General features: G+C 60.0%; 22 protein-coding genes. 7 read left to right on the forward strand and 15 right to left on the reverse strand.

From position 1 onward, the window contains the following. Nucleotides 1-76: 76 nt before the first annotated feature. From MA04_RS18915 to MA04_RS18945, 7 genes are all read right to left on the reverse strand, one after another. Entirely contained in the window at nt 77-994 is a 918-nt protein-coding gene (locus MA04_RS18915; RefSeq protein WP_262462183.1) for an SMP-30/gluconolactonase/LRE family protein, read from the reverse strand. 36 nt (nt 995-1,030) lie between these two features. After that, nucleotides 1,031-1,831, reverse strand: coding sequence for an SDR family NAD(P)-dependent oxidoreductase (locus MA04_RS18920; protein WP_262462185.1), 801 nt, complete (start codon nt 1,829-1,831; stop codon nt 1,031-1,033). 55 nt (nt 1,832-1,886) lie between these two features. Further along, nucleotides 1,887-2,669: an SDR family NAD(P)-dependent oxidoreductase gene (locus MA04_RS18925; RefSeq protein WP_262462186.1), complete on the reverse strand. Its 783-nt coding sequence runs from the start codon at nt 2,667-2,669 to the stop codon at nt 1,887-1,889. A 66-nt stretch (nt 2,670-2,735) separates the two neighbouring features. Next, entirely contained in the window at nt 2,736-3,500 is a 765-nt protein-coding gene (locus tag MA04_RS18930; RefSeq protein WP_262462188.1) for an SDR family oxidoreductase, read from the reverse strand. 49 nt (nt 3,501-3,549) lie between these two features. Continuing rightward, entirely contained in the window at nt 3,550-4,581 is a 1,032-nt protein-coding gene (locus MA04_RS18935) for a phosphotransferase family protein (protein ID WP_262462190.1), read from the reverse strand. A 115-nt stretch (nt 4,582-4,696) separates the two neighbouring features. After that, nucleotides 4,697-5,905, reverse strand: a complete 1,209-nt coding sequence (locus MA04_RS18940) for an acyl-CoA dehydrogenase family protein (RefSeq protein WP_163121459.1) — start codon at nt 5,903-5,905, stop codon at nt 4,697-4,699. A 71-nt stretch (nt 5,906-5,976) separates the two neighbouring features. Further along, nucleotides 5,977-6,654: a histidine phosphatase family protein gene (locus MA04_RS18945; RefSeq protein WP_262462193.1), complete on the reverse strand. Its 678-nt coding sequence runs from the start codon at nt 6,652-6,654 to the stop codon at nt 5,977-5,979. A gap of 328 nt (nt 6,655-6,982) precedes the next feature. Here MA04_RS18945 and MA04_RS18950 point away from each other — a divergent pair, with 328 nt between their 5' ends. Continuing rightward, nucleotides 6,983-7,753, forward strand: a complete 771-nt coding sequence (locus MA04_RS18950; protein ID WP_163121463.1) for an enoyl-CoA hydratase/isomerase family protein — start codon at nt 6,983-6,985, stop codon at nt 7,751-7,753. A 94-nt stretch (nt 7,754-7,847) separates the two neighbouring features. Here the strand turns inward: MA04_RS18950 and MA04_RS18955 are convergent, their stop codons facing one another. Continuing rightward, on the reverse strand, nt 7,848-8,477 hold the full coding sequence (locus tag MA04_RS18955) for a TetR/AcrR family transcriptional regulator (RefSeq protein ID WP_063140152.1): 630 nt from the start codon (nt 8,475-8,477) through the stop codon (nt 7,848-7,850). 316 nt (nt 8,478-8,793) lie between these two features. On the opposite strand from MA04_RS18955, the gene MA04_RS18960 reads away from it, so the two are divergent. Genes MA04_RS18960 through MA04_RS18980 form a run of 5 tightly spaced genes read left to right on the forward strand, consistent with a single transcriptional unit; the run spans nt 8,794 to nt 13,819 of the window. Beyond that, nucleotides 8,794-9,978, forward strand: coding sequence for an acyl-CoA dehydrogenase family protein (locus MA04_RS18960; protein ID WP_022994027.1), 1,185 nt, complete (start codon nt 8,794-8,796; stop codon nt 9,976-9,978). Nucleotides 9,979-10,004: 26 nt separating this feature from the next. Next, nucleotides 10,005-11,090, forward strand: coding sequence for an acyl-CoA dehydrogenase family protein (locus MA04_RS18965; protein ID WP_262462198.1), 1,086 nt, complete (start codon nt 10,005-10,007; stop codon nt 11,088-11,090). A gap of 55 nt (nt 11,091-11,145) precedes the next feature. Further along, the gene (locus tag MA04_RS18970) at nt 11,146-11,613 is read left to right on the forward strand and encodes a MaoC family dehydratase (RefSeq protein WP_014993971.1); all 468 of its coding nucleotides are present in this window, start codon (nt 11,146-11,148) and stop codon (nt 11,611-11,613) included. A 46-nt stretch (nt 11,614-11,659) separates the two neighbouring features. After that, nucleotides 11,660-12,580, forward strand: coding sequence for an SDR family oxidoreductase (locus MA04_RS18975; protein WP_163121469.1), 921 nt, complete (start codon nt 11,660-11,662; stop codon nt 12,578-12,580). Between the two features lie 36 nt (nt 12,581-12,616). Further along, on the forward strand, nt 12,617-13,819 hold the full coding sequence (locus MA04_RS18980; RefSeq protein ID WP_014993969.1) for an acetyl-CoA C-acyltransferase: 1,203 nt from the start codon (nt 12,617-12,619) through the stop codon (nt 13,817-13,819). A 332-nt stretch (nt 13,820-14,151) separates the two neighbouring features. On the opposite strand, the gene MA04_RS18985 is transcribed toward MA04_RS18980, so the two are convergent. The 7 genes from MA04_RS18985 to MA04_RS19015 all read right to left on the reverse strand — a co-directional run bounded on the left by MA04_RS18985 (nt 14,152) and on the right by MA04_RS19015 (nt 22,602). Continuing rightward, on the reverse strand, nt 14,152-15,498 hold the full coding sequence (locus MA04_RS18985) for an MFS transporter (RefSeq protein ID WP_262462200.1): 1,347 nt from the start codon (nt 15,496-15,498) through the stop codon (nt 14,152-14,154). Between the two features lie 57 nt (nt 15,499-15,555). Next, nucleotides 15,556-17,295 carry a long-chain-fatty-acid--CoA ligase gene (locus tag MA04_RS18990; RefSeq protein WP_262462202.1) on the reverse strand — a complete coding sequence of 580 codons (1,740 nt, stop codon included), beginning with the start codon at nt 17,293-17,295 and terminating at the stop codon, nt 15,556-15,558. A 371-nt stretch (nt 17,296-17,666) separates the two neighbouring features. Further along, on the reverse strand, nt 17,667-18,365 hold the full coding sequence (locus tag MA04_RS18995) for an ABC transporter ATP-binding protein (protein ID WP_262462203.1): 699 nt from the start codon (nt 18,363-18,365) through the stop codon (nt 17,667-17,669). Continuing rightward, entirely contained in the window at nt 18,362-19,108 is a 747-nt protein-coding gene (locus MA04_RS19000; protein ID WP_163121477.1) for an ABC transporter ATP-binding protein, read from the reverse strand. Before MA04_RS19000 ends, MA04_RS18995 begins: the two co-directional genes overlap by 4 nt. After that, on the reverse strand, nt 19,105-20,373 hold the full coding sequence (locus MA04_RS19005; RefSeq protein ID WP_163121479.1) for a branched-chain amino acid ABC transporter permease: 1,269 nt from the start codon (nt 20,371-20,373) through the stop codon (nt 19,105-19,107). Before MA04_RS19005 ends, MA04_RS19000 begins: the two co-directional genes overlap by 4 nt. Then, on the reverse strand, nt 20,370-21,311 hold the full coding sequence (locus MA04_RS19010; RefSeq protein WP_163121481.1) for a branched-chain amino acid ABC transporter permease: 942 nt from the start codon (nt 21,309-21,311) through the stop codon (nt 20,370-20,372). Before MA04_RS19010 ends, MA04_RS19005 begins: the two co-directional genes overlap by 4 nt. A gap of 67 nt (nt 21,312-21,378) precedes the next feature. Further along, nucleotides 21,379-22,602, reverse strand: coding sequence for a branched-chain amino acid ABC transporter substrate-binding protein (locus tag MA04_RS19015; RefSeq protein ID WP_014993964.1), 1,224 nt, complete (start codon nt 22,600-22,602; stop codon nt 21,379-21,381). Between the two features lie 1,235 nt (nt 22,603-23,837). Here MA04_RS19015 and MA04_RS19020 point away from each other — a divergent pair. After that, nucleotides 23,838-25,583, forward strand: a complete 1,746-nt coding sequence (locus tag MA04_RS19020) for a DUF1302 domain-containing protein (protein ID WP_262462205.1) — start codon at nt 23,838-23,840, stop codon at nt 25,581-25,583. The last annotated feature ends 18 nt before the right edge of the window (nt 25,584-25,601 follow it).

Raw genomic sequence — 25,601 nt, forward strand, 5'->3', positions numbered from 1 at the left:
CAGGCTCCTACAGGGGCTCCGTAGAGATCTCTGAGGAGCCTGTCGGGGCGGCCCTCCGCCTGCAGGCGAATGGCCCTTATTTATTAAGGAAATTCAGTGCCAGACCGGGCCTTTCCCACGGCACCGCCACCAGCCTTCCGGAGCTGGACAGGGTGATATAAGCGGTGCGCAGATCCTCGCCGCCGAAGCAGATGTTGGTGGTGATGGCGTCGTCGGTGGGGAAATGACGGATGCTGGAGCCGTCGGGAGCGAAAATGGTGATGCCCGGATTGAAGATGGTCGCCACGCAAACATTGCCGTCCCCATCCACCGCCAGGGAGTCAAAGAAGTTCAGCCCTGCGGGGGAGCCGACGAAGCGCCCGGGAAAGGGCCCCGGCGCCCGTTTGATCTCCCCTTCCCCGGCGATCTCGAAGGCCCACAGGCGACCGGGAATGGTGTCCGCCACGAATACGGTTTTCTCATCCGGTGACAACCCAACACCATTGGGACTGACGATGGGGAACACCACTTCCTTGACCATGGAGCCGTCGGCCCGGGCGTAGTACAAACCGCCCCGGTCCTGGGTACGGCCACGCCCCTTGCCCAAATCGGTGAACCAGAAACCACCGGCTTTATCGAAAACGATATCGTTGGGCCCCTTGAGCGGTTCGCCGTCCACCTCGGTGTACAGCACTTCAACCTTGCCGGTGCTCAGGTCAATGCGTTCGATGCGGCCGCCGCTGTAATCCTTCGGCATATCACCGGGAAACAGCAAACCGTTTTTTTCGTGGAAGCGCATGCCTCCGTTGTTGCACACATAGCAGGCGCCATCGGGGCCGATGGCGGCGCCATTGGGTCCACCACCGGGCTCGGCCACCACTTCCTTGTGGCCATCAGGGAATACCCGGGTCAAGCAGCCGGCGGCGATTTCCACCAGAATCACACTGCCGTCGGGCATGGCGATGGGGCCTTCAGGAAACTTCAGACCTTCGGCGATCACGGTCATCTCAGACATACGGCCCGTCCTTTTGTTATGGAATCGATGGGAGCCTCAGGGGTTCTCGTTGAACATGGCGATACGGCCGCCGTCCACCACCAGATCATGGCTGTTGATGAAGGAACCTTCATCGCTGGCCAGGAACACCGCCGCATAGGCGATATCATCGGCGAAACCGGAACGGGGCATCGGCGTGGCCTTGGCCAGATTGGCCTGCAACTTGGCCATTTTCTTTTCGTTTTCCTCATCGCTGAGGTTTTGAGCGCGCTGGGAACCGCCCCAGAAGATCGGCGTGGCCACAGCGCCTGGCGAGATCGCATTGACGTGAATGCCATAGGGACCGAGATCAGCACCGGCCAGACGGGTCATGTGCGCCACCGCCGCCTTCGCGGCGGAATACAGATAGCCGCCCTGGTTGCGGCGGTGTCCGGCGATGGAGGCGTTGTTGATGATGGCACCGCCGCCGCTGTTCTTCATCACCCGGGCGGCGTGCTTGATGCCGAATGCTGGCGCGCCCACCAGCAGCCGCATGATATGAGCGAATTCCGCTTCGTCGAAGGATTCGCAGGAAGTGCGGTCGCCGGCACCAGCGTTGTTGAACAGGCAGTCCAGCCGGCCAAATTTGTCCACGGTGAAATCCACCAGGGCGGCGATATCGTCTTCCTTCATGACGTCGGTGCGTTTGAACACCGCGCGCTCGCCCAGTTCCTTCGCCAGTTCCTGACCTTTCTCCTCGGAGCGGCCGGCCAGCACCACGGTGGCGCCCTGCTCGATGAAGCGGTGCGCGGTGGCTTCACCAATACCACTGGTGGCGCCGGTAATGATGGTAATCTTATCCGCCAAACGATTGCTCATGATTGTTCTCCTGTTATTTCGCTTGCACGCTTGCAAGCGTGCAAGCGGCCTCTAATCAAAACGCCGAAACTCCGCCGTCCACCGCCAACGCCTGACCATTCATATAGGTATTGGCCGGCGACAACAGCATCATCATCACGGCAACGATTTCCTCGGGGCGGCCCAGCCGTTTCATGGGCGTGCCGGAGGCCATCATCGACAGTGTTTTCTCGGCGTCACCGCCGGAGGCGATGCCGTCGCTGCCTTCCAGCATCGGCGTCAGCGTGTAATAGGGGCACACGGCGTTGACGCGAATATTGCGCCGGCCGTAGTCCACCGCCGCGGTGCGGGTGACACCGATCACCGCGTGTTTGGCGGCGGCATAGGGCGCCAGCTTGGGCGCGCCGCCGATACCAGCCATGGAGGCGGTGTTGACCACGGCGCCGCCACCGGCTTCGATCAACGCCGGCAGTTGGTATTTCATGCCGAAGATCACACCTTTGACATTGACGTTGATCTGCCGGTCCAGCAACGCTTCGTCGATGTCGTGCATGGCGACGAAGTCATGGGCGATGCCGGCGTTATTCACCGCCATGTCCAGGCGGCCGAACTCCTTCACAGCGGTGTCCACCATGGCCTTGCAGTCCGCTTCCCGTGACACGTCACAATGCAGTGCGCGCACCGGAATATCCTGCCCGGCCAGATCCTCCGCCACCTGCCGCAAGGCGGTTTCATTGATATCCCCGATCACCAGGGAGGCGCCACGGCGCCCCAGTTCCTCGGCCAGCATCTTGCCGAAGCCGCTGGCGGCGCCGGTGATCAGTCCCACCTTGCCGGTGAAGTCCAGCATCGGATCCATGGTTGCTCTCCTTAATTACTCACCAGCCTTAATTACTCACCAGCCTCGATAACTCACTGGTCCACATCAGATGGTGAAACCACCGTCCACCACCACGCATTCACCGGTGACATAACTGGAAGCATCGGACACCAGGTACAGCACCGTGCCCGCCATTTCACGCGGCTCGGCGTGACGGTGCATGGGAATTTGAGCGATGGCGCTGTTGTAGATCTCTTCCTGCTCGAACAGCGCGCCGGCGAACTTGGTTTTGGTCAGACCCGGCAGCAGAGCATTGACCCGCACATTGAACTGCGCGCATTCCTGGGCGAAGGATTTGGTCATGCTGATCACCGCCGCCTTGGAGATGGAATAGATGCCCTGCATGTTGCCCGGAGACAGGCCATTGATGGAGGCGGTGTTAACGATAGCGCCACCGCCATGGTCACGCATCAGTTTGGCACCTTCCACGGACATGTAGAAATAGCCGCGCAGGTTCACGTCCACGGTCTTGTCGAACGCGGTGACCGGGGTATCGAGGATGTGGCCGAAGTACGGGTTGGCCGCGGCATTGTTGATCAGGATGTCCAGCTTGCCATGCTTTTCCTTGATGAAGCTGAAGATGGCTTCGATCTGTCCCATTTCACCGATATGACAAGCGAAAGCCTCGGCACTGCCGCCAGCTCCGTTGATAGCGTCCGCCACCGCCTGGCAGCCATCAATCTTGCGGCTGGAGACGATCACGTGAGCGCCCTGCTCCGCCAGCAGCTTGGCGATTTCTTCACCGATGCCACGGCTGGCGCCGGTGACCAGGGCGATTTTTCCATTCAGATCAAACAGGTTGGTGCTCATTCATGCTCTCCGTAAAAAATTCTTGGAAGGACCTTAATCCTTTGCTATCTCAGGCGCCCTCGCGGACCACCTGCATGGCCATCTGTGATAGCGGCTCCACCACTTGGGCGGCCCACCCGGCGGTTTTGCTGGAAGCGTTACCGTCCAGAGCGCGCTTGGCCACGCCCTGGGCAATCGCCGCCAGGCGGAAGAAACTGAACGCCAGATAGAATTCCCAATGGTCGATGCCGTCGATACCGCGCCGTTCGCAGTACGCCGCCACATACTCTTTTTCCGAGGGAATACCCAGGGCCACCCGATCCTTGCCCTGCAGGCCGGACAGGTTGCCGCTCTTCGGCGGCATGCGCAGCTGCATGCACTGATAGGCCAGATCCGCCAGCGGATGCCCCAGGGTGGACAGCTCCCAGTCCAGCACCGCGATGACGCGGCTTTCCTTGGGAGCCCACATCATGTTGTCCAGACGATAGTCGCCGTGCACCAGCGAGACCTGGCCGTCATCGGCGGGCTGATTCGCTTCCAGCCAGGTCATCAGTTCCTCCATCGCTTCGATGCGACGGGTTTCGGAAGCCCGGTACTGTTTGCCCCAGCGGCCCAGCTGGCGCTCGAAATAATTGCCGGGCTTGCCGTAATCGGCCAGCCCCACCGCCGCCGGATCCACACTGTGCAAAGCGGCCAGCACGCGGTTCATTTCAGTGTACATAGTGGTACGCTGGGCGTTGTCCACTTCGGGAATCGCCGCGTCCCAGAAGATCCGGCCTTCACAGAACTCCATCAGATAGAACATGGAGCCGATCACGTCACGGTCCTCGCACAGATGAAATACCTTGGGCACCGGCACTTCGGTGTTCTTCAGCGCTTCCATCACGCGGTATTCCCGGTCCACCGCGTGGGCGGACTTGAGCAGCTTGCCCGGTGGCTGCCGGCGCAGTACATACTCGCCGGAACCGGCCTTGATGCGAAAAGTGGGATTGGATTGACCGCCGGCGAATTTTTCCGCGGTGACCGGGCCTTTGAACCCGTCCACATGCTGTTGCAAATAGTCCGCCAGACGTTGGGTATCCAGGGTATCCACCTGGGACATGCGATTCCTCCTTATAGCAAAGGCGACAATCCGATACGCAAAAGCCGGCAGCGTCGCTTAGCGACGCCGCCGGCGTTTGATTCAGCGTAACTCAGTGATAACCGGAAATCCGGCTTCAGCCGAGTTGTTTGGCCAGGTTACGACCCAGCTGCATCATATGCACCTGATCCGGACCATCAGCCAGACGCAGAGTACGGGCGTAGGCGAAGAAACCGGCCAGCGGGGTGTCCTGGCTGAGACCCACGGCACCGTGAATCTGCATGGCCCGGTCGATCACTCGCAGCGCCATGTTCGGAGCGATGACCTTGATCATGGCGATCAGATCCTTCGCTTCCTTGTTACCGAAGCGATCCATGGCGTCCGCCGCTTTCAGCGTCAGCAGACGAGCCTGTTCGATCTCGCAGGCGCTCTTGGCGATGTCCTCACGCACGGAACCATGCTTGATCATCGGCTGACCGAACACCACGCGCTCGTTGGCACGCTTGCACATCAGCTCCAGGGCGCGCTGGGAAGCGCCGATCAGACGCATGCAGTGGTGAATCCGGCCCGGGCCGAGGCGGCCCTGGGCGATTTCGAAACCACGCCCTTCACCCAGAATCATGTTTTCTTTCGGCACGCGCACGTTCTCGAAGATCACTTCGGCGTGACCTTCCGGCGCGTCCACTGAGCCCAGCACCTGCATCGCCCGTTTAACGGTAACACCCGGGGTGTTGGTGGGCACCAGAATCTGCGACTGCTGCTGGTGGCGGTTGGGGTTGTCCGGATCGGTCTTGCCCATCACGATCATGATTTCGCAGGACTTGCGCATGGCGCCGCTGATGTAGAATTTGCGGCCGTTGATCACGTAATCGTCGCCATCGCGGGTAATCGAGGTCTCGATATTGGTGGCGTCGGAAGAGGCCACTTCCGGCTCGGTCATGGCGAAGGCGGAACGGATCTTGCCTTCCAGCAGCGGTTTCAGCCATTGCTCCTGCTGCTGGGCGTTACCGTACTTGGCCAGCACTTCCATATTGCCGGTGTCCGGCGCGGCGCAGTTGAACGCCTCGGAAGCGATGTGGTGGCGCCCCATCAGTTCGGCCAGCGGCGCGTATTCCAGGTTGGTCAGGCCGGCGGTGAAATCACCGTGCTCCCGGGGCAGGAACAGGTTCCACAGCCCTTTCGCCTTGGCTTTCTCTTTCAGTTGATCCAGCACCGGCGGCGTTTCCCAGGGATTTTTCGCCAGTTGCTCTTCATAGGTCGGTTCCGCCGGCACCACTTCATTGTCGATGAAGTCGCGCACCTGGACGATCAGTTCCTTAACCTTATCGGAATACTCGAAGTTCATTTCTCTCTCCCCGGGGGTTGGCACCCCGTGTCACTGATTACGGCGTGTTTGTCATCACCGGCGGGGCCGGATCAGGTATAGGTGACGGCGTCCTGCCGGTCTTCGCGATCCAGGTGCGGAACCTGATTGAACGCGGACAGGCGAAACGCCTTCTGGTTGAAGAACCCTTCCGTGACGCTGGTGTTACGTATTTGCAGATTCAGCTCCACCACGGTCTCGTCAGCGGTTCTGAGCAAATGATGCATCCACATGGCGATGGCGCCGCCGGAGCTGACCACCAGCACTCGCTCGTGATCGCTATAACGGCCCTGCAGGTGAGCCATGGCGGCGGCCACGCGATCGGAGAATTCACGCCAAGTCTCCGGCAAATTGCCGCTCAGACGTTGTTCCCGCCATTCCACCATGGCCCGTTTGAGCAGGCGGTAAAAGGCGGCGACCGGCGCACCGGGCTCCGGCATTTGATCCGGGTAGGCGCTGAGATAGGCATCCACCAGGGCATGGAACTGGAATTCATTGAGGCCGGGTTGCCGGTCGGTGGGCAGGTCCTGCCCCAGCCCTTCGCAGATACCGGCGCCGGTTTCCACGTGGCGCACCAGATCGCCACTGATCAAGGCATCGAAGCGCACGCCCCGCTCGCGGAAATACTCACCCAGCCAGCGGGACTGCTGGTGTCCCAGATCAGAGAGCTTGTCGTAATTCGCCGCGCCGAAGGACGCCTGACCATGCCGGATGAGATAGAAACGGGCCATGTAACGACTCTGCCTGTGAGCAAATGATGGTCACAGCCTAGAGCAGGGGGGAAAGTTAGTGAAATTGATATTTTGAATTCCAGCGCATTAGTTTGATGCATGGAAGGCACCAACACGCTTGCACGCCAATAATAGCGTTGCCAGGCCTCACTACCTGTCAACCCCCGCTGAGATCAACATCAGCGCGACAGACAGGTCATCCCCTCATTTGCGTGCCAGCGTGCCGGCGTGTTGCATGCTAGCGCTCTTTTCTGTTGCAAAACGAAACCGAATTCCGATATTTTCCCAAGCCCTGCCCCACACAAATGATGCCAACCGGGAGACCGAAATGAGTTCACTGGAGCTGAAAAGCGGCCACATCCGCGTTACCGAGCACGACGCCTTGATGCAGGTCACCCTGGATCGCGCCGACAAGCTGAACGCGCTCACCGCCGAAATGTACCGGGATCTGGCCCGCGCCGTGGATCATTTCCGTGACCGTGATGACCTCAACGCGCTGTTGATCGACGGCGACGGCCGCTCCTTTTGCGCCGGCAACGACATCGGTGACTTTCTCAACGCCGACCCGGAATCCCGCAAGAACGGCAAGATCAGTCCCGCCATGGAAGTGGTGCACCGCCTGATCGATCTGGACAAGCCCGTGCTGGCCGCCGTACAAGGCAACTGCACCGGTATCGGCACTACTCTGCTGCTGCATTGCGACCTGGTAATGGCCGCCGACAGCGCCCGTTTCTATACTGCCTTCATTAATCTGGGCCTGGTGCCGGAGGCCGGTTCCAGCCTGATTCTGCCGGGCCTGTTGGGCCGCCAGAACGCCAATCGTCTGCTCATCGCCGGCGACACCCTGACCGCCGAGGAAGCCGAACGCATGGGCCTGATCGCCTACCGGGTGAGTGATGAGGAACTGCGCGAGCGCGCTCTGGAACTGGGCAAGAAGGTAGCGGCCAAGCCACCGCAGGCAATGCAGTACACCAAGCAACTGACCCGCCATGGCGCCGATGCCATCCGTGAACAAATCAAACGGGAAACCGTGCTGTTCGCCGACCGTCTGTTCAGCGACGAGACCCGCGCCATTTTTGACCGGTTCCTGAAGAAGTAACGCCGGCACCCTCCCATTCGCGGCCAAGGCCGCTTCCCACAGCGACTCCGTAGTGCCCTCTGTGGGAAGCGGCCTTGGCCGCGAAGTCAGCAGGCTATCCCTTACCCGGCACCACGACGCCGGCCAGGGCCACCCGCACCACTTCCTCGACGACCTCGTCACGCGCCCCCGGCCCGCTTTCCCGGCGTGGCTGGTACCAATTGATCACCGAGTTGAGCGCGCCGAACAGGGGCTTGATGGCAATGCGCGGCTGCTCCGCCCGTAATTTGCCTTCGCCGATGCCCTGCTCCAGCACCTCCAGGAACATTTGTTCATAACGGCGGCGGCGGTTCTGCAGACGGGTCAGCTGGGCTCTCTGGGCGCGGGTGGTGCTGATACGCAAATGCATTTGCACACCTTCAGCCACCGCACGCTGGTAATGCTGGGTCTGAATCAGGGAATGGACATGGGCCGCACTCATGGCCCGCAGTTTGCTCACGGCGTCATCCGTGCCCTCGGACAAGGGCTCCACGGCCTTGAACAGCGCATCCATGCCGATCTGATGGATCTCGAAGAACAGATCCGCTTTAGAGGAGAAGTAGTGATACACCATGCCTTTGGTGGCGCCCAGGCGACTGGCGATGTCATCAATGCTGGTGGCGTTGAAGCCACGATCCATGAAGCAGCGCGCGGAGGCATCCAGGATGGTATCGCGAGGGCTCGCGGTGAGGTCGATGTCCGTCATGGTTCTGGTTATTCCCTATTGGGGCGTTGGAAAGGCCTCATTCTGCCACAGCCGGTGAAGACCGACATATTATTGGCGAAAACGGACATTATGACCTATTCGTTCCAATCTTTGCATTGGCCTAAGGTCTACGCTCACTTGGCGTTGAGGCCTTTAAATACGCCCTCCCGCCTCCATCGGGCGGCATGTCGCTTTTCACCAATGACACAACTGCCTTTGCCAATGGCGTTTTTCACACTGGACGCTCCACACCCCGCCTCACATACTTCCGGCCGTGTCCATAAATGAAAAACTATTTCAAAAGAGGAGGTGGACGGTGTCGGACCTTGAACAGTTCCGTGCGGAAACCCGGGAATGGTTGCAAGCCAACTGTCCCGAAGAAATGCGCCAACCCGTACGCGGCCCCGAGGACCACTGCTGGGGCGGTCGCAAATGGCAATTCCAATCCGACGCCCAGCGTGTCTGGATGGAGCGGATGGCCGAGAAAGGCTGGACCGCGCCACAATGGCCGCAGGAATATGGCGGCGGTGGTCTGACGCCGGAACAGGCGGCGATCCTCGATGAAGAAATGAAGCGCATCAATGCGCGTACGCCGGTGAGCAACTTTGGTTTCTGGATGCTCGGCCCGGCGCTGCTGAAGTTCGGCAGCGACGAACTCAAGCGCAAACATCTGCCGCCGATCTGCCGCGGCGAAATCCGCTGGTGCCAGGGCTATTCCGAGCCGAATGCCGGTTCCGACCTGGCCAGCCTGCAAACCCGCGCCGAAGACAAAGGCGACCATTTCCTGGTCAATGGCCAGAAGATCTGGACCTCCTACGCGGATAAGGCGGACTGGATTTTCTGCCTGGTGCGCACCGACCCCAACGCCACCAAGCACAACGGCATTTCCTTTGTGCTGTTCGACATGGAAACCCCGGGCGTGACCACTCGTCCGATCGAGCTGATCTCCGGCGAGTCCCCGTTCTGCGAAACCTTCTTTGATGATGTCAAAGTAGAAAAAGATGCCGTGGTCGGTGAGCTGAACCGTGGCTGGGACGTGGCCAAGTATCTGCTGACCCATGAGCGCAACAACATCGGCGGCGAGCCGCCGGGCTACCTGAAAGGCCGTGCCCTGGGGCCGCTGGCCGCCGAGCATGTGGGCACCGAGAACGGCAAACTGGCGGATAGCGCCCTGCGCGCCGACATCGCCCGCCTGGAAACCGACCACATGGCATTCCGCGCCCTGGTCGCCAAGGTACGCGCCGAAGCGGAAGCCGGCGAAGGAGTGGGTGCCTTGTCCGCGGTACTTAAATACTACGGCACCGAGCTCAACAAACGCCGCTATGAGCTGATGATGGACGCCATGGGCGCCGAAGGCCTGGAATGGGAAAGCGAGCGCACCCAGGGCGGCATGTTCGCCAGTGAGTGGCTGCGTTCCAAGGGCAACTCCATCGAAGGCGGTACCTCCGAAGTGATGCTGGGCATCGTTTCCAAACGGGTACTGGGTCTGCCGGACGCTTAAGGAGCCCTTTTCTGGGAGTAAAGAATATGAGACTGAACGACGAACAACAGATGCTCCAGGACTCCGTGGCCCGGCTGATGGCCGACAAGGGCCCGGTGTCCCGCCTGCGCGAACTGCGTGACAGCCGCGACGAGAAAGGCTATGACCAGCCACTGTGGCAGGCCATGGTGGAAGCGGGTCTGACCGGCATTCTGGTACCCGAGGAACACGGCGGCATCGCCTTTGGCCTGGTCGGCGCCGGCCTGGTGGCCCAGGAAATCGGCCGCAACCTCTCGGTGACCCCGTTCCTGTCCACCGCGGTCCTGGGCGCCACCGCCCTGAGCACCGGCGCCACCGCCGAGCAGCAAAGCAAATGGCTGCCGGCCATCGCCGAAGGCACCGCGCTGGTGGCTCTGGCCGTGGACGAAGGCGCCAAACACCGTCCCGACAGCCTGAACACCCGCTATGAAGGCGGCAAGATCAGCGGCGACAAACTGCTGGTCCTGGACGGCCATGTGGCCGACCTGCTGCTGGTCGCCGCCACCGACGGCAGCGACAGCGCCCTCTACCTGGTGGATCCGAAAGCGTCCGGCGTTACCATCGAACGGACCATCATGGCCGACAATCGTAACGCCGCCCGCATCCAGTTCGACAACGTCGAAGCGGAACCCATGGCCGACGGCGCCGCCGCTTTGCAGGCCGCTCTGCGCGCCGGCCGCGCGGTACTGGCCGCGGAACTGGCGGGCTTGTCCCGGGAGGTGTTCGAGCGCACCCTGGGCTACCTCAAGGAACGCAAGCAGTTTGGCCGTCTGATCGGTACTTTCCAGGCATTGCAGCATCGTGCCGCGCAGTTGATGATCGATGTCACCATGACCGAAGCGCTGGCGCTGCAGGCCCTGGATGCCTGCGACAACAATGCCGACGATGCCGACGCCCAGGTGTTCGCCGCCAAGGGCAAGGCCGCCCGCACCGCCCTGCTGGCCGGTCAGGAAGGCGTGCAGATGCATGGTGGTATCGGCATGACCGACGAGTTCGATATCGGCTTCTTCCTCAAGCGCGCCCGCGCCGGTGGCGAGACCCTCGGTGACGCCAACTTCTGCGCCGACCGCTTCGCCACACTCGGCGGTTATTGAGCCCGGACCGGAGCGGGCCCGCCCGCTCCTTCAGTGACGATCAGGAGACAATAATATGTTCAACAACAAACTCAGCGTCGAACAACTGCGGGCCAAGGTGGGTGAGGATCTGGGCACCTCCCGTTGGTTTCCGGTATCCCAGGAACGCATCGATCAATTCGCCGACCTCACCGAGGATCCGCAGTGGATTCACATCGATCCGGAGCGGGCCGCCAAGGAAACGCCTTTCGGCGGCACTATCGCCCACGGTTTCCTGAGCCTGTCCCTGCTTTCCGCCATGGCCATGGACGTGGTGCCCGGCGTGCAAGGCACGGTGATGGGCATCAACTACGGGTTCGACAAGATTCGTTTTCTCAACCCGGTACGCTCCGGCTCCCAGGTACGCGGCCACTTCAAGCTGGCCCAGGTGGAACCCCGGGGCGACAACCAGCTGTTGATCCGCTATGCCATCTCCGTGGAGATCGACGGCGTGGACAAGCCCGCCATCGCCTGCGAATGGCTGAGCCTGGTGGTATTGGGTTAAGCACCGCGGTTAATCCGGTGCGCGAAGAAAAATCAGGAGAACATCGATGAGCATTAATTTCGAAGGCCGGGTGGCGATCGTCACCGGTGCCGCCAACGGCCTGGGCCGTTCCCACGCTCTGGAACTGGCCCGGCTGGGCGCCAAGGTGGTGGTCAATGATTTCGGCGGCGCCCGTGACGGCACCGGCGGCTCCAGCGAGGCCGCCGAGAAAGTCGTGGCGGAAATCGTCGAAGCCGGCGGTGAAGCCATCGCCAACGGCGCCGACGTGTCCAATCAGGAACAGGTGCAAGCCATGGTCCAGCAGACCCTGGATCAATGGGGCCGCATCGACATCCTGGTCAACAACGCCGGCATCCTGCGCGACAAAAGCTTCGCCAAGATGGAGATGAGCGACTGGGACAAAGTGATCGCCGTGCACCTTACCGGCTCCGCCATCTGCACCCGCGCTGTCTGGCCGGTGATGCGTGAACAAGGTTACGGCCGGGTGATCATGACCACGTCCACCTCCGGTCTGTATGGCAACTTCGGCCAGACCAACTACGGCGCCGCCAAGATGGGCGTGGCCGGAATGATGAACACCCTCTGTCTGGAAGGCGAGAAGTACGACATCAAGATCAACTGCGTGGCTCCCACCGCCGCCACCCGCATGACCGAGGATCTGATGCCCAAGGAAGTGCTGGCCCTGCTGGAACCCAGCGAGATCACTCCCGCGGTATTGTTCCTGGCCAGCGACCAGGCCCCCAACCGTCGCATCCTGCTGGCCGGCGCCGGCTGTTACGCCACCGTGCGTCTGATGGAGAGCGAAGGTATCTATCTGCAGGAAGGCGAGCGCACGCCGGACGCCATCGCCGCCCATTTCGAGGAACTCGCAGACATGAGCAACGCCCGTGAAATGCACAACGGCGGCGAACATGTCTCCAAGATCCTGACCAAAGCCGCCCAGGCCAAAGGCATTAAACTGGGCTAATCTGAACCCCCTTTTATTTGAGCAACGAGGCCCATCATGAGAGAAGCTGTCATTGTTTCCACCGCTCGTACCCCCATCGGCAAAGCCTACCGGGGTGCCTTCAACGATACCCAGGCCCAGGCCCTGGGTGGACACGCCATCAAGCACGCCGTCGAGCGCGCCAAGATCGATCCGGAAACCATCCAGGACGTGATCATGGGCGCCGCCCTGCAGCAAGGCAGCAGCGGCGGCAACACCGCTCGTCAGTGTGCCCTGCGCGCCGGCCTGCCGACTTCCGTTTCCGCCATGACCATGGACCGTCAGTGCTCTTCCGGCCTGATGTCCATCGCCACCGCCGCCAAGCAAATCATCGTCGATAACATGGACGTGGCCGTGGCCGGTGGCCTGGAGTCCATCTCCCTGGTGCAGAATGACAAGATGAACACTTTCCGCGCCGCCGATCCGTGGCTGAGAGAACATCGTCCGGACATCTACATCAGCATGCTGGAAACCGCCGAGCTGGTCGCCGACCGCTACAACGTTTCCCGTGAAGCCCAGGACGAATACGCTTATCAGTCCCAGATGCGCACCGCCGCCGCCCAGGAAGCCGGCAAGTTCGACGACGAAATCGCTCCCATGACCACCATCATGAAGGTCATGAACAAGGAGACCAAAGAGGTTTCCGACCAGGAAGTGACCCTGTCCAAGGACGAAGGCAACCGTCCGCAAACCAAACTCGAAGACCTGCAGAAACTGCAGCCGGTGTTCAAGGACGGCCAGCAAGTGAAAGAGGGCCGCTTCATCACCGCCGGTAACGCCTCCCAGCTGTCCGACGGTGCCAGCGCCAGCGTGCTGATGGAAGCCAAGGAAGCCGAGCGTCTCGGCCTGCAGCCGCTGGGCGCTTACCGTGGCATGGCAGTGGCCGGCTGTGACCCGGACGAAATGGGCATTGGTCCGGTGTTCGCCATTCCCAAATTGCTGCAGCGCTTCGGGCTGAAAGTCGACGACATTGGTCTGTGGGAACTGAACGAAGCCTTCGCCAGCCAGTGTCTGTACTGCCGTGACGAGCTGGGCATCGACCCGGAGAAGTACAACGTCAACGGCGGCGCCATCTCCATCGGTCACCCCTACGGCATGTCCGGTGCTCGCATGGTCGGCCACGCGCTGATCGAAGGTAAGCGTCGCGGCGCCAAGTACGTGGTGGTGAGCATGTGCATCGGCGGCGGCATGGGTGGCGCCGGTCTGTTCGAAGTATTCTGATCACGACCCCGCGATAATCTTCCGGCGGTCTTCCCCGGCCGCCGGATTCCCGGTTTTACCGCACCAGCCTGGACGGCCTCCCAACCGGCCGTCCGCGTTGGCCGTGCCCCTACCCTCTCCAGGGTACCCTTCCCCGGGCACGACCACATCATGAGGGCCGCTGGTGCGGTTTTTTTATGGCCGCCAATACATTCTCCAGAGAGCTACGAAGCCGCTGTGGGAGCTTGCCTGCAAGCGAAGAAAACCCTTCGCTTGCAGGCAGGCTCCCACAGTGGTGTTGTCGTCAGGGCCGGGCCCGTAAACGGTGTTTTCGGCGAGTCAGCAAGAGGGCATCACGTGGTCGCAAGTGCCGGCCGTGCCACAATCCTGGTCTTGACCACCGCCATGAGAATAAGCCCCGCCAGCAGCCAGAACCCCGCCACCAGGTAGAGCGAGGCGTTGGGCGTACCCGTGGCGGTGTTGACGAAAGCCACCACCGAGGGCATGACGGCAGGCCCCAGATTACCCAGGCTGCTGACCAGCGCGATGCCGCCGGCCGCGATCTTCTTGGGAATGACCTCACTGGTGGCGGCGAAGAACAGCGGCGTGGCTGACGACTGGCCAACAGTGAGAATGACCAGACCGAGGAGCGACAACACCAGCGTGCCTTGAGTGAAGACGAGAACCACCGCGCCAATGGCACACAGGGAGCAGCAGAACATGAAATGCCGGCGCCGTTCGTTATGTCTGTCGGAGCTGCGCCCGATCAATACCATGGCGAAGATGGTAACCGCGGGGGCGATGGACGAGAGCAGCCCGACGGTGAATACATCCTTCACTCCCCAGCTCTTGATCAGTGTCGGCGCCCAGAACACCATCACGTAAGTGGCGCCCAGAACCAGAAAGTACACAAGCGACATTACCCAGACCTTGGGGCTGGCAAGCAGTGCGCCGAATGCCCCGTGTGAGGTTCCCCGGCCGTCCAGTGCCGCGTCATCGTCAAGCAGTTGGCGCAGACGGGACTTTTCATCAGCGGACAGCCAGTTGGCATCTTCCGGTTTGTCCTTGAGATAAAAGAAGGCAAAGAGCCCCAGGAAGGTAGCGGGCAGGCCCTGGACAACGAACAACCATTGCCAGCCACGGTAGCCCATCAGACCGTCCATGTACGTCATGATGGCGCCCGACATTGGACCGGCGAGCAGATAGGCGATGGTGGCGCCGGTCATGAAGAGGGCGATCGCCTTGCCGCGCCGGGGTCCTGGGTACCAGTAGGTAAGATACAGAATGATGCCGGGGAAGAAGCCGGCTTCAAACGCACCGAGCAGGAAGCGCAGGATATAAAATACCGTCGTCGACTGAACGAACATCATGGCGGAAGCGACCAGGCCCCAGCAGAACATGATACGCAGCAGGGTCTTGCGCGCACCGATTCTCTCCAGGATCAGATTGCTGGGTACTTCGAACAGCAAATAGCCGATAAAGAACACGCCCGCGCCGAAGGCGTAGGCGGCGTCACTGAATGGCAGCGTCTCTCGCATCTGCAACTGCGCAAAACCGATGTTGACGCGGTCGAGAAAAGCAATGATGTAGCACACGATCAGCAGTGGCAGCAACCGCCAGCTGATCTTGGAAAACAACGCCTCGTCCTGTGGATCGTACTGAACGGCAGCCGTTTTCCGGTCTGGAGCGTAGTGAGCCATGACAGGTCTCCCTTTTTTGTTCTTTCGTTTTTTCGTTATTGGAATGCTCGACAGGCGTCACACGGCGACACGGCGCCGGGCTTCTTCATCGACCAGATCTTTCTTCGACAGCTTGCCCACGGCGGTCTTGGGCAGCGCTTCACGGATCTCCAGATCCCGCACCATCTCGTGCTTGCCCAGCTTGTCCTTGAGGAACGCCTGCAGCTGCTCCAGCGTGAAAGGCTTGGCGCCGTGCTTGAGCGTAATGAAAGCCTTGGGGGACTGGCCCCGGTACTCATCCGGCACGCCAATGACGGCCACCTCGGCTACCTCGGGGTGCTGGTAGATGGCTTCCTCAAGCACACGCGGATAGACGTTGTAACCGCTGCACAACAACATGTCCTTGCAGCGATCAACGATGAACACGAAGCCGTCCTCGTCCATATAGCCGATGTCACCAGTGCGGAAGAAGCCGTCGAAGGTGGTGCTCTCGGCCGTGGCCTCCGGCTTGTTCCAGTAACCCTTCATCACATTGGGTCCCTGAATGCAGATCTCGCCTTTCTCGCCCAGGGGCACATAACGCGCCGGGTCTTCCAGATCGAGCATCTTGATGGTCACGCCAGGATGCGGAATGCCGCAGGAGCCGGCCTTACGCTTACCCGGAATGGGTGAGAAAGTGCCCGTGGGAGAGGTCTCGGTCATACCCCAACCTTCCGCCAGCCAGGTGCCGGTGATAGCGTTGAAGCGATTGCCCACCTCCACTGGCAGCGGCGCCCCGCCCGAATTGCACATCTTGAGCGTGCGCAGGTCGTACTGAGCGGCATCGGGATCGTTGATGACGGCGGTGAACATGGTTGGCACGCCACAGAAGAAAGTGAGTTTCTTCTCGGTGATGTCACGCAGCGCGGCTTTTGGGTCGAAGCGTACGTGCTGCACGATCTCGGCGGCGAGACGCACGGCCAGCAACAGATTGACGGTAAGCGCGTAGATATGAAAAGGCGGCAGCACCGCGAGCACGCGTTCCTTGCCCATCTCGAACATCGGCGGCGTGCCCAATCCGGTCGTCACCACCTGCTCAACGGCCGATGATAAATTACCGTGCGTGAGCATCGCCCCCTTGGGCAGCCCCGTGGTGCCACCGGTGTACTGCAGAACAGCCAGGGTCTCGCGGGGATCGTCAACAACATGGGCCCGGTACTGCCCGTCATTATCAACCAGCTCGGCAAAGCGCATATGCCAGTCATCGGCGGGGATCGCCACCGTCTCGCCCCTGGCGGCCATTTCCACGGCCACCTGCTCGGGAGCGCCCGACATCTCGGCCAGGTTGCCGACGATGAGTTTTTTCAGCCGCGTTGCGCCCACCATGGTCGCCATTCGTGGGTACAGAGCGGCCATGTCCAAAGTGAAGAGGAAATCGGTCTGGCTGTCCTCGATCTTGTGCTTGAGCACGTTTTCGGCATCAAGCGGCGAGTAGTTCACCACCGTGCCGCCGGCTTGCAGTACGCCGAACAGGCAGGCCAGATAATGCGGTGTATTGGGCAGGAACAGGCCAACATGAACGCCCGGCCCGACACCGAGCTTCTGCAGCCCGGCGGCCACGCGATCGGTCAACGCGCCGAGCTCCCGGTAGTTCATGTTTCGCCCCATGAAATCGACCGCGGATTGCTCCGGGTGATTGGTCACCGAATCGGTCAGGATACGCTGCACCGGTTTAGGCAGGATTTCGGCGTCCCAACGCACACCCGCGGGGTAGGACTTCAGCCAGGGTTGGTTATTCATTGTATGTCTCCCGAAAAAAAAAGCCTGCACGCGCTCCATGGGCAGCGTGTCTTTGCGTCAAGGAAAAGCCGGCGGATACCGAAAGCGTTCGAGGCGAACCTTCATCGGCAAGGTGAACTTGTAGGGATGCGGGAAGACCATCCGCATCGTCTTTTCCTGACGCTCATCCATCTTTTCGCGCGCCTGGAGGTCTGAAAAGGTGCGAATAGCCGGTCTGCCGGTGAGTTCAGGTCAGATGCGCGGCAAGCGGGTTTTTTTCGTGGAGAGCCGTAAGGCGGTTCAGCCTCTTCGTTGAGGACAATCTCTTTTTTCTGAACCGTGACAAAAAAACCCGTCCGGAGGACGGGTCAGCTCATTGCTCAATGGAATGCGTAAAGAGTAGCGATGGCGGCCAGGGCCGCCATCGGAGTTCACACTTCGAGCCACTCCTTGCGGGTCGTATCGTCGGCGCGCAGTTCTTCCGGCGTGCCCTCGAAGACGATCTGGCCATGGCCCATTACCAGCACCCGGTGCGAAATATCCATGGCGATGGAGAGCTTCTGTTCCACCAGCAGAATGGACACACCGGCGTTGGCGATATCACTGATCAGCTCACCAATCTGTTTGACGATCAACGGCGCCAGCCCTTCGGTGGGTTCGTCGATCATCATCAGTTCCGGATCGCCCATCAGGGTCCGGCACATGGTCAGCATTTGCTTTTCCCCGCCGGAGAGCACCCCGGCCGGAGATTCCGCGCGGCGGGCCAGGTTGGGGAACATGTCCAACATCTGCTGGACCTTCCATTTACCCGGCTTTCTCGGATTCTTGATGCCCAGTTCCAGGTTCTGGCGCACGGTCAGGGTGGGAAAAATATCCCGGTCTTCCGGCACATACCCCAACCCACGCCGGGCGATGGCATGGCTGGGCAGTCCGGCGATTTCCTTGCCACGGAAACGGATCGATCCCTGCGGCGGCACTTCACCCATGATCGACTTCACCGTGGTGGAGCGCCCCACCCCGTTACGTCCCAGCAGTGAAACCACTTCGCCTTCGTTGAGATGGAAGTTCACCCCATTGAGAATGTGACTTTTGCCGTAGTAGGCGTGCAAATCGTTCACTTCCAGCATCATGCCGCCTCCTCGCCGAGATACGCTTCCCGCACCTTCGGATCATTGCGAATATCCTCCGGCTTGCCGGTGGCGATAATCTTGCCGTACACCAGTACCGAAATACGGTCGGCCAGCTCGAACACCACCCCCATATCGTGCTCCACGATCATCAGGGTTCGGCCTTCGGCCACCTGGCGGATCAGCTTAATGGCCTGGGCGGTCTCGGTGTTGCTCATGCCCGCCGTGGGCTCATCCAGCAGCACCACCGGTGCGTCGCAGGCAATGGTCATACCGATTTCCAGGGCACGTTGGCTGGCATACGGCAAAGAACCCGCCGGTACGTCACGCAGTGCTTGCAAGCCGATCATCTCCAGCACTTCCTCGGCACGCCGATTGGCTTCGCGCACCCGCGCCGCCGAACGCCAGAATACGTAACCGGCACGGCTTTGCTTGAAGCAGGCGCAGCGCAGATTCTCGAACACACTGAGATTGCCGAACACGTTGCTGACCTGGAAGGAACGGGACAGACCCCGTTTCTGGATCTTCTCTGGCGACAGACCGTCGATACGTTCACCGTACAACTGGATTTCCCCGCTGGTCGGAGGAAATGCGCCGGAAAGCAGATTGAAGAACGTGGATTTACCGGCCCCGTTGGGGCCGATCACAGCGTGAACCTCGTTCTTTTCCACCACCAGATCCACGCCACAGATGACTTCCGCGGGGCCGAACTGCTTCTTCAGGCCCTTGATGTTCAAGGCGCTCATGCGTTCACCTCCCGATTTTTCCTGGTCGCTCGCATTACCAGCACACCGACCACCAGGGCCACCACACCGGCCAACCAACCAGTAGCGCCACCGGCCTGGAACTGGATGCCGAAAACGTTCACGGTATCGCCGCCGCCATGGCCGGCGAACATCATTTCGATGACGATAATCAGGCCCAGGGCGATCAACAGCACCGCCGCCGCGCCTCCGATCCAGCCGGGCAGACGCCGCGCCAGGATGCCTTCACGATAAGCGGTCCGGACATGCTCGATACCACCGCCCAGACCACGTGGGGCGAACATCACGATGGACAGGAAGATCAGTCCCACATACAAAATGGACGCGTCCGAATAGTCGCTCAGCAATGAGTTCATCAGCGTCACCAGCACCGCGCCGACGATCGGACCATAAAACACGCCCAGACCACCCACCGCGGCCATCAGCAACGCCAGGCCAGAGGGAATCAAGCCCAGCGATTCCGGCGTGATGATCTCGTAGTTCACCGCCGCCATACCGCCAGCCAAACCACCAAAGGAACCGGATGCGATGAATACCAGAAAGCGAATGTTACGTGGCTGGTAGCCGATGAACTGCAAACGATCGGCGTTATCGCGCACGGCGTTGGACAAGCGCCCCAAAGGCGTGCGAGTGAACGCCCACATGGCCAATACACCGGCGAAGGTCCAGAACGCGATAAACCAATACACGTCCGCCGCCTGCGCCAGCTCCAGACCAAACCATTGCGGTCCGACCATGCGATTACCGTAGATACCCGCTTCGCCACCGAATACGGAAGGGAACATCTGACCAGCGGCGGCGATCATCTCGCCCAACCCGAGCGTAATCATGGCGAAGGCGGTACCAGCGCGGCGGCAGAACGGCCAGCCCAACACCAGCGCCACCAGGCCGCCACCGATCATGCCGATCAGCGGCATGGCGACCACCGGCACATGCGCCCAGAAGCCTTCGCCGGCATAGGAAGCGTCGTCGATGGCGATCATCGCGTGCATGGCGGCGTAGCTGCCCAGGCCAAAAAATACCGCGTGACCAAAGGACAGCATGCCACCCTGCCCCAACAGCATGTTGTACGACAGGGCGAAGACGATATTGATGCCAATGGCGTTCATCAGCGTGAAGCTGAAGCCATCGGTAAAGATGAAAGGCAGGATCAACAGTACCGCGGCAAATACCAGCCACGGCACCAGCCCGCGCAGAGCAAAACGTTGATTGGAGCGGATCATGGTAGCAGTCATGTCGTCACTCATGGTTCAAGCTCTCCCATCAAACCGCGGGGCCGGAAGATCAGCATCAGCACCAGCAGAATGAATGGTGTCATCGGAGCCAGGTTGGCCAGGGTGATGCGCGCCACTTCGCCGTATGGGTCGATCTGCAATCCGAAAATACCGAGGATGTCGGCGACGGAGGCATCGATGGCCACGAAGAAGGTTTGCAACAGACCGATCAGCAGGGAGGCATAGAAAGCACCGGGCAACGAGCCCATGCCGCCCACCACCACCACCACGAACACAATCGGTCCCAGAGTGGCCGCCATGCCCGGTTCCGTGGCCAGCAGAGGACCACCGATGACACCGGCGAGCCCGGCCAGGGCGCAGCCGAAACCGAACACCAACATGAACAGCCGCGGAACGTTATGCCCCAGATGGCCGACCATGGCGCCATGGGTAAGGGCGGCGCGGATCATCATGCCGACCCGGGTTTTCTTCAGCAGGTACCACAGCGCCACGAACATCAAAATGGAAATCAGGATGACCACGCCACGGAAAATGGAGTAGTCGGTGCCGAACAGGGTGAACAGAGGCTCACGTAAATAGTCCGGCTCACGGTATGGCACCGCCACCGTGCCCCAGGTGAGTTGCACCAGTTCGTCAATGACATAGGCCAGGCCAAAGGTAAACAGCAGCTCCGCCACGTGACCATTGACGTGCACCCGGCGCAAACCGAAACGCTCCACCAGGCTGCCTACCACGCCCACCAGAATGGGGGCCAGGATAAGAGCCGCCCAGAACCCGGTATGCATGCCCAGGGTGTAAGCAAAATAGGCACCCAGCATATAGAAACTGGCATGGGCGAAGTTAAGCACCCCCATCATGGAGAAGATCAGGGTGAGGCCACTGGACAGCATGAACAGCAAAAGACCGTACAAAATACCGTTCAGCAGGGAAAAGAGGATAATTTCGAGCATGAGCAGGCTCCCGGGGCAGCGGAATCTCCGCTGCCCTTACTGCATCAACAAGGAGTCATGGCCGCCTTTAGTTGGGACGGCGCATGCGGCAAGTGGTGGGCAGGGTCACGTCGTCACGAGCAATCTCCGCGACCTTGTGGAAGTTGTAGTCCGTGCCTTCCGCGCCGTACTTCATGCCGTCTTTCATCACCGAAATGAACATCGGCAACTGGATCTGGTGATCCTCGGCCCGCATGGTCACTTCACCGGTGGGAGTTTCAATGCTCAGGCCTTCCAACGCCTTGGCCAGATCCTTCGGATCGGTGGAGCCGGCTTTGTCAGCGGCGGCCTTGAGCATGTCGAGCATGGTGCTCAACCGCAGATAGTAGAAATCCCAATTGGTTTTCTCGTACATCTCCACTTGACGCTTGGCCATCTCCGGATCTTCGAAATCACCGTAGTACTCGTTGATTTGATAGATCCGGTCCACGCCCTTGTCACCCAACTGGGTCACCACGCCGGAGCTCGCACCGTAGTAGGTGTAAAACGGCGCTTTCAGACCGAATTCGGCGGCCGCTTTCACCAGCAGGGTGATGTCCTGCCCCCAGTTGCCTGAAATCACCGCGTCGGCGCCGGAAGCCTGAATCTTGGACACATACGGAGTGAAGTCCTTGACCTTGGCCAGCGGGTGGAAGTCATTGCCAACGATTTCGATATCCGGACGCTTCTGCTTCAGCATTTCCTGGGCGGACTTGGAAACCGCATGACCGAAGCTGTAGTCCTGGTTGATCAGATAGACTTTGTGGATATCTTCATTGTTGGCGATGTAGTTGGTCAGCGCGTTCATCTTCATGTCCGCGTTGGCGTCGAAACGGAAATGCCAGTAGGAACAGCGCTCATTGGTGAAAGCCGGGTCCACCGCCGCGTAGTTCAGATACAACACTTCCTTGCCCGGGTTACGGCGGTTGTGTTTCTCCACGGAAGTAATCAGCGCGGACGCAACGGAGGAACCGTTACCCTGGGTCACCAGTTGGACGCCATCGTTGATGGCCTTCTGCAGTTGTACCAGGCTCTCCTGCGGGTTGACCTTGTTATCCAGGCCAACGATTTCCAATTTGGCGCCATTCAGGCCGCCATTGGCGTTGATACGTTCAGCTTCAAGCTTGAGGTGCTCGAACGCCGGCTGGCCGGCGGCGGCCATGGGGCCGGTTAGCGGGTCGATCAAAGCGAGTTTCACCGTCTCCGCGGCGCTGACGGCACTACCTGCCAGCAGCAAGGAGGCGGTGACGAGGGTACGAACGGGCTTCAACATTTAAGCTCTCCACTTTGTTGTTGTTTTGCCGTTTTATTTCATCGCCGCGGGCACGCGACGATCCACTTTCGTGGAACATCCTTCCGTTTCACAGGCCAGGGATATTCCTTTAATGATGCCAAAGAGGCATTCAATGTCATTTCCACGTTACCACCAAGGGCAGCGGACGCGGGCATGCCGTTAAGTATGTTCCTAAGTTTTTTTACCTGTCCAGCCCCATCGTGCCTCCAATTTAAGAACACTAAGTTGCTGTTTTTCCTTCATCTTTCTTCTATTTCCGCCTCTATTTCTAAAGTAATGTGCCGCCCCCCGTCCACCAGCAAAACCGATAGAAATACGGTGAAAACCGTCATCCTTTAGTTCTTCCTGACCCATTTCCACTAATGACTGTCCGGTCATAACAAACGAAAGCAAAAGGCCAACGGCTTTTCCACACGAAACCCTTCATGTTTCGGCGAATTTACCGTCTTTACGCAGCAGACCGCCCCCGATTTTCAGCATGTGTTACCTTTTTTCCCACAAACAGTAACAGCGCTCCTCCCACCGCATTCGCGTCCTGTTTTTTCGTAGCACTCTCGTACCACACCGCGCTTTCCCCGCTTGCCTGCCCGTCATCCGCCGGACACCCGGAGTGTTACGTAAAGTAGCACCCAAGGAAAACAGATATACATTTCTGTTGGATTCTTCTCTTATTGTCTTCTTTTTAATCAAAAATACGCCAAATAGATCATTTTTCGATCAAAGCAACTTACTTGTCCTTGTTGACCCTCCCCCCAGTGAGAGGTTGAATGCGCCCTCCCGGCGATTTTCAAAACACTGATTCACAAAATCGTCGGGAACGATTTTGGACATCGCTTTAGCGATAGTCCGGAGGATGGCCGCCATGGACGGTGGCCACACAAAATCGTCGGGAACGATTTTGGACATCGCCTGCGACGGCCCGAAGGGTGACCGTCACGGACGGCGGCCAAAGCAAAAGAACAATGCCTGCCTGCTCCATTTTCGGCGTCATGGGATGTTGCCGGTCTTGCCGGACCACTCCCCCGCCGATATGGCCAGCCCCGGTGCCTTTCCCGGCACCGGCCCCCACTCCGAAGGATCGTTTTCTTGGTGCGGACGGTGACGTCGTCCGATTTTCACCGTTGGTCAGGACAGACCGGTTTGTCGTGACGCACAGAGAAAAACAGCAACGATCAGGGGCCGTTCGAGCGGCCCCCAGTGGAGAGTGAAATACAATGAGGATAAGAGTCTTGGCCGGGGTGGCCTGCACCCTCGGCACCCTGCCCCTGTGTATGCCGGCCTGGGCCGGCGAAAACCAACTGGGCGAGGACGCCAGCGTCGCCTGGACGGTGAAGGGCGCCCTCGGTACCGCCATGCGGGTGCAGTCCGCCAACAAGGACCTGCTGTTCGCGCCGGACGTGCCCAATGGCGGCCAAACCAATTCGGCGGTGGCCGACGACGGCAATATGAACTACGACGCCGGCGATCTGGTCAATGGCGTGGCGCAATTGTTCGGTCGCTTCGATTTCAAATACCGAAATTATGGCGCGGTGATCAGCGCCAAGGCCTGGTACGACTATGTCCTCAAGGAACAGGACGTTCCCCATGGCCATTTCCCCAACGACTATCAGCCGGATACGCCGCTCAACGATGACGACTTCGACCGGCGCGCCCGATTTTCCGGCGGCAACCTTCAGGAAGCTTACGTTTACGGTAACTTCGAGGTGAACGGCCGGCCGTTGTCGGTGAAGGTCGGGGATCAGTTCCTGATGTGGGGCCGCAGCCTGTATTCCCGTGGTTCACTGTCGTCATTGAACGCGGTGGATCTGGCCGCATTGCACCGGCCGGGCTCCGGTTATCAGGAATATCTGATTCCCTCCGGCATGGTGAGCCTGGAATTCAGTCCGTTCGAGCACCTTTCCGCCAAGGCTTTCTACCAATATGACTGGGAGAAAGCGGTACTCGATGGCTGCGGGACTTTCTATTCCTCCCTGGACAACACAGCCATTGGCTGTAACGGCACCTTCTCCGGCAGCACACCGCTACCGAGCCAGGACGCCAAGGAACAGGACCTGTATTTCGTGCGGGAAGGAGACGACGACGCTCGCGGCGACGGCCAGTACGGCTTCAAGTTCGACTACCAGTTCGCCAAAGCCAGGGCCAAGGTCGGCGCCTATTATTTCAACTACCACATGCGTTTGCCGATCTACTCCACCCGTAAACTGGATACGCCCAGTGCACAGCCGGCACCGTTCAACCAGGTACACTATTTCTACGAATATCCGGAAGACATCAAGGTGTTTGGTCTGACCGCCGACAAGACCTTCGCCGGCATCGGCAACCTGTCCATGAACCTGAGTTACCTGAAGGACATGCCGATCCAGATCAACACCTCGGACCTGACCTCGCAAACCGCCAGCAGCACCCTCGGCGGTAACAATGCCAAAGTACCCTCCGGCACTCAGGACTACATCAACGGCGTTGCATCGGGCGATGTGGTTCACGGCTACCGAGAGTTCGACATCCAGCGAGCCGAATTCACCTTCACCACGGTAATTCCTGAATTCCTCAAGGCGCAGAAAACAGTGCTGTCCCTGCAAACCGCGTTTGAATGGATTCCGGACTTGCCCAGCACCAGCGAGATGCGTTTCCGCCGTCACACCCAATACGGCGTCGGCGACCCGGGCGACAAAGGTTACGTCACCGATTTCAGTTGGGGCTACCAGGTCTCGGTGAAATCCACCTACGCCAACCTGATTGGTCCGGTCACCGTGACCCCGGGACTGTCGTTCCGTCATGGCGTGGACGGTTACGCCAGCGATGACGCCCTGCAGGAAGATCAGCGCTCGCTGGGCCTGTCGCTGGGCTTCGATTACCGCAACACCACCACCACGCTGTCCTACACCACTTATAATGATCAGGCCTACAGCACCGTCTCCGATCGTGATTATGTGGCCCTGAGCACCAGCGTAACGTTCTGACTTTTTTCACAAGGAAAC

The sequence above is a fragment of the Alloalcanivorax balearicus MACL04 genome, from assembly GCF_025532145.1.
Lineage (GTDB): Bacteria > Pseudomonadota > Gammaproteobacteria > Pseudomonadales > Alcanivoracaceae > Alloalcanivorax > Alloalcanivorax balearicus.

Coding starts and splice junctions, on each gene's coding strand:
- MA04_RS18940 (WP_163121459.1), bottom strand. CDS start 5,905: ATGAACTTCGAGTATTCCGATAAGGTTAAGGAACTGATCGTCCAGGTG.
- MA04_RS18970 (WP_014993971.1), top strand. CDS start 11,146: ATGTTCAACAACAAACTCAGCGTCGAACAACTGCGGGCCAAGGTGGGT.
- MA04_RS18935 (WP_262462190.1), bottom strand. CDS start 4,581: ATGTCCCAGGTGGATACCCTGGATACCCAACGTCTGGCGGACTATTTG.
- MA04_RS18990 (WP_262462202.1), bottom strand. CDS start 17,295: ATGGAGCGCGTGCAGGCTTTTTTTTTCGGGAGACATACAATGAATAAC.
- MA04_RS18995 (WP_262462203.1), bottom strand. CDS start 18,365: ATGATGCTGGAAGTGAACGATTTGCACGCCTACTACGGCAAAAGTCAC.
- MA04_RS19010 (WP_163121481.1), bottom strand. CDS start 21,311: ATGCTCGAAATTATCCTCTTTTCCCTGCTGAACGGTATTTTGTACGGT.
- MA04_RS18925 (WP_262462186.1), bottom strand. CDS start 2,669: ATGGATCCGATGCTGGACTTCACCGGCAAGGTGGGACTGATCACCGGC.
- MA04_RS18915 (WP_262462183.1), bottom strand. CDS start 994: ATGTCTGAGATGACCGTGATCGCCGAAGGTCTGAAGTTTCCTGAAGGC.
- MA04_RS18965 (WP_262462198.1), top strand. CDS start 10,005: ATGAGACTGAACGACGAACAACAGATGCTCCAGGACTCCGTGGCCCGG.
- MA04_RS18945 (WP_262462193.1), bottom strand. CDS start 6,654: ATGGCCCGTTTCTATCTCATCCGGCATGGTCAGGCGTCCTTCGGCGCG.
- MA04_RS18985 (WP_262462200.1), bottom strand. CDS start 15,498: ATGGCTCACTACGCTCCAGACCGGAAAACGGCTGCCGTTCAGTACGAT.
- MA04_RS18955 (WP_063140152.1), bottom strand. CDS start 8,477: ATGACGGACATCGACCTCACCGCGAGCCCTCGCGATACCATCCTGGAT.
- MA04_RS18920 (WP_262462185.1), bottom strand. CDS start 1,831: ATGAGCAATCGTTTGGCGGATAAGATTACCATCATTACCGGCGCCACC.
- MA04_RS19020 (WP_262462205.1), top strand. CDS start 23,838: ATGAGGATAAGAGTCTTGGCCGGGGTGGCCTGCACCCTCGGCACCCTG.
- MA04_RS18980 (WP_014993969.1), top strand. CDS start 12,617: ATGAGAGAAGCTGTCATTGTTTCCACCGCTCGTACCCCCATCGGCAAA.
- MA04_RS18950 (WP_163121463.1), top strand. CDS start 6,983: ATGAGTTCACTGGAGCTGAAAAGCGGCCACATCCGCGTTACCGAGCAC.
- MA04_RS19015 (WP_014993964.1), bottom strand. CDS start 22,602: ATGTTGAAGCCCGTTCGTACCCTCGTCACCGCCTCCTTGCTGCTGGCA.
- MA04_RS18975 (WP_163121469.1), top strand. CDS start 11,660: ATGAGCATTAATTTCGAAGGCCGGGTGGCGATCGTCACCGGTGCCGCC.
- MA04_RS19000 (WP_163121477.1), bottom strand. CDS start 19,108: ATGAGCGCCTTGAACATCAAGGGCCTGAAGAAGCAGTTCGGCCCCGCG.
- MA04_RS19005 (WP_163121479.1), bottom strand. CDS start 20,373: ATGAGTGACGACATGACTGCTACCATGATCCGCTCCAATCAACGTTTT.
- MA04_RS18930 (WP_262462188.1), bottom strand. CDS start 3,500: ATGAGCACCAACCTGTTTGATCTGAATGGAAAAATCGCCCTGGTCACC.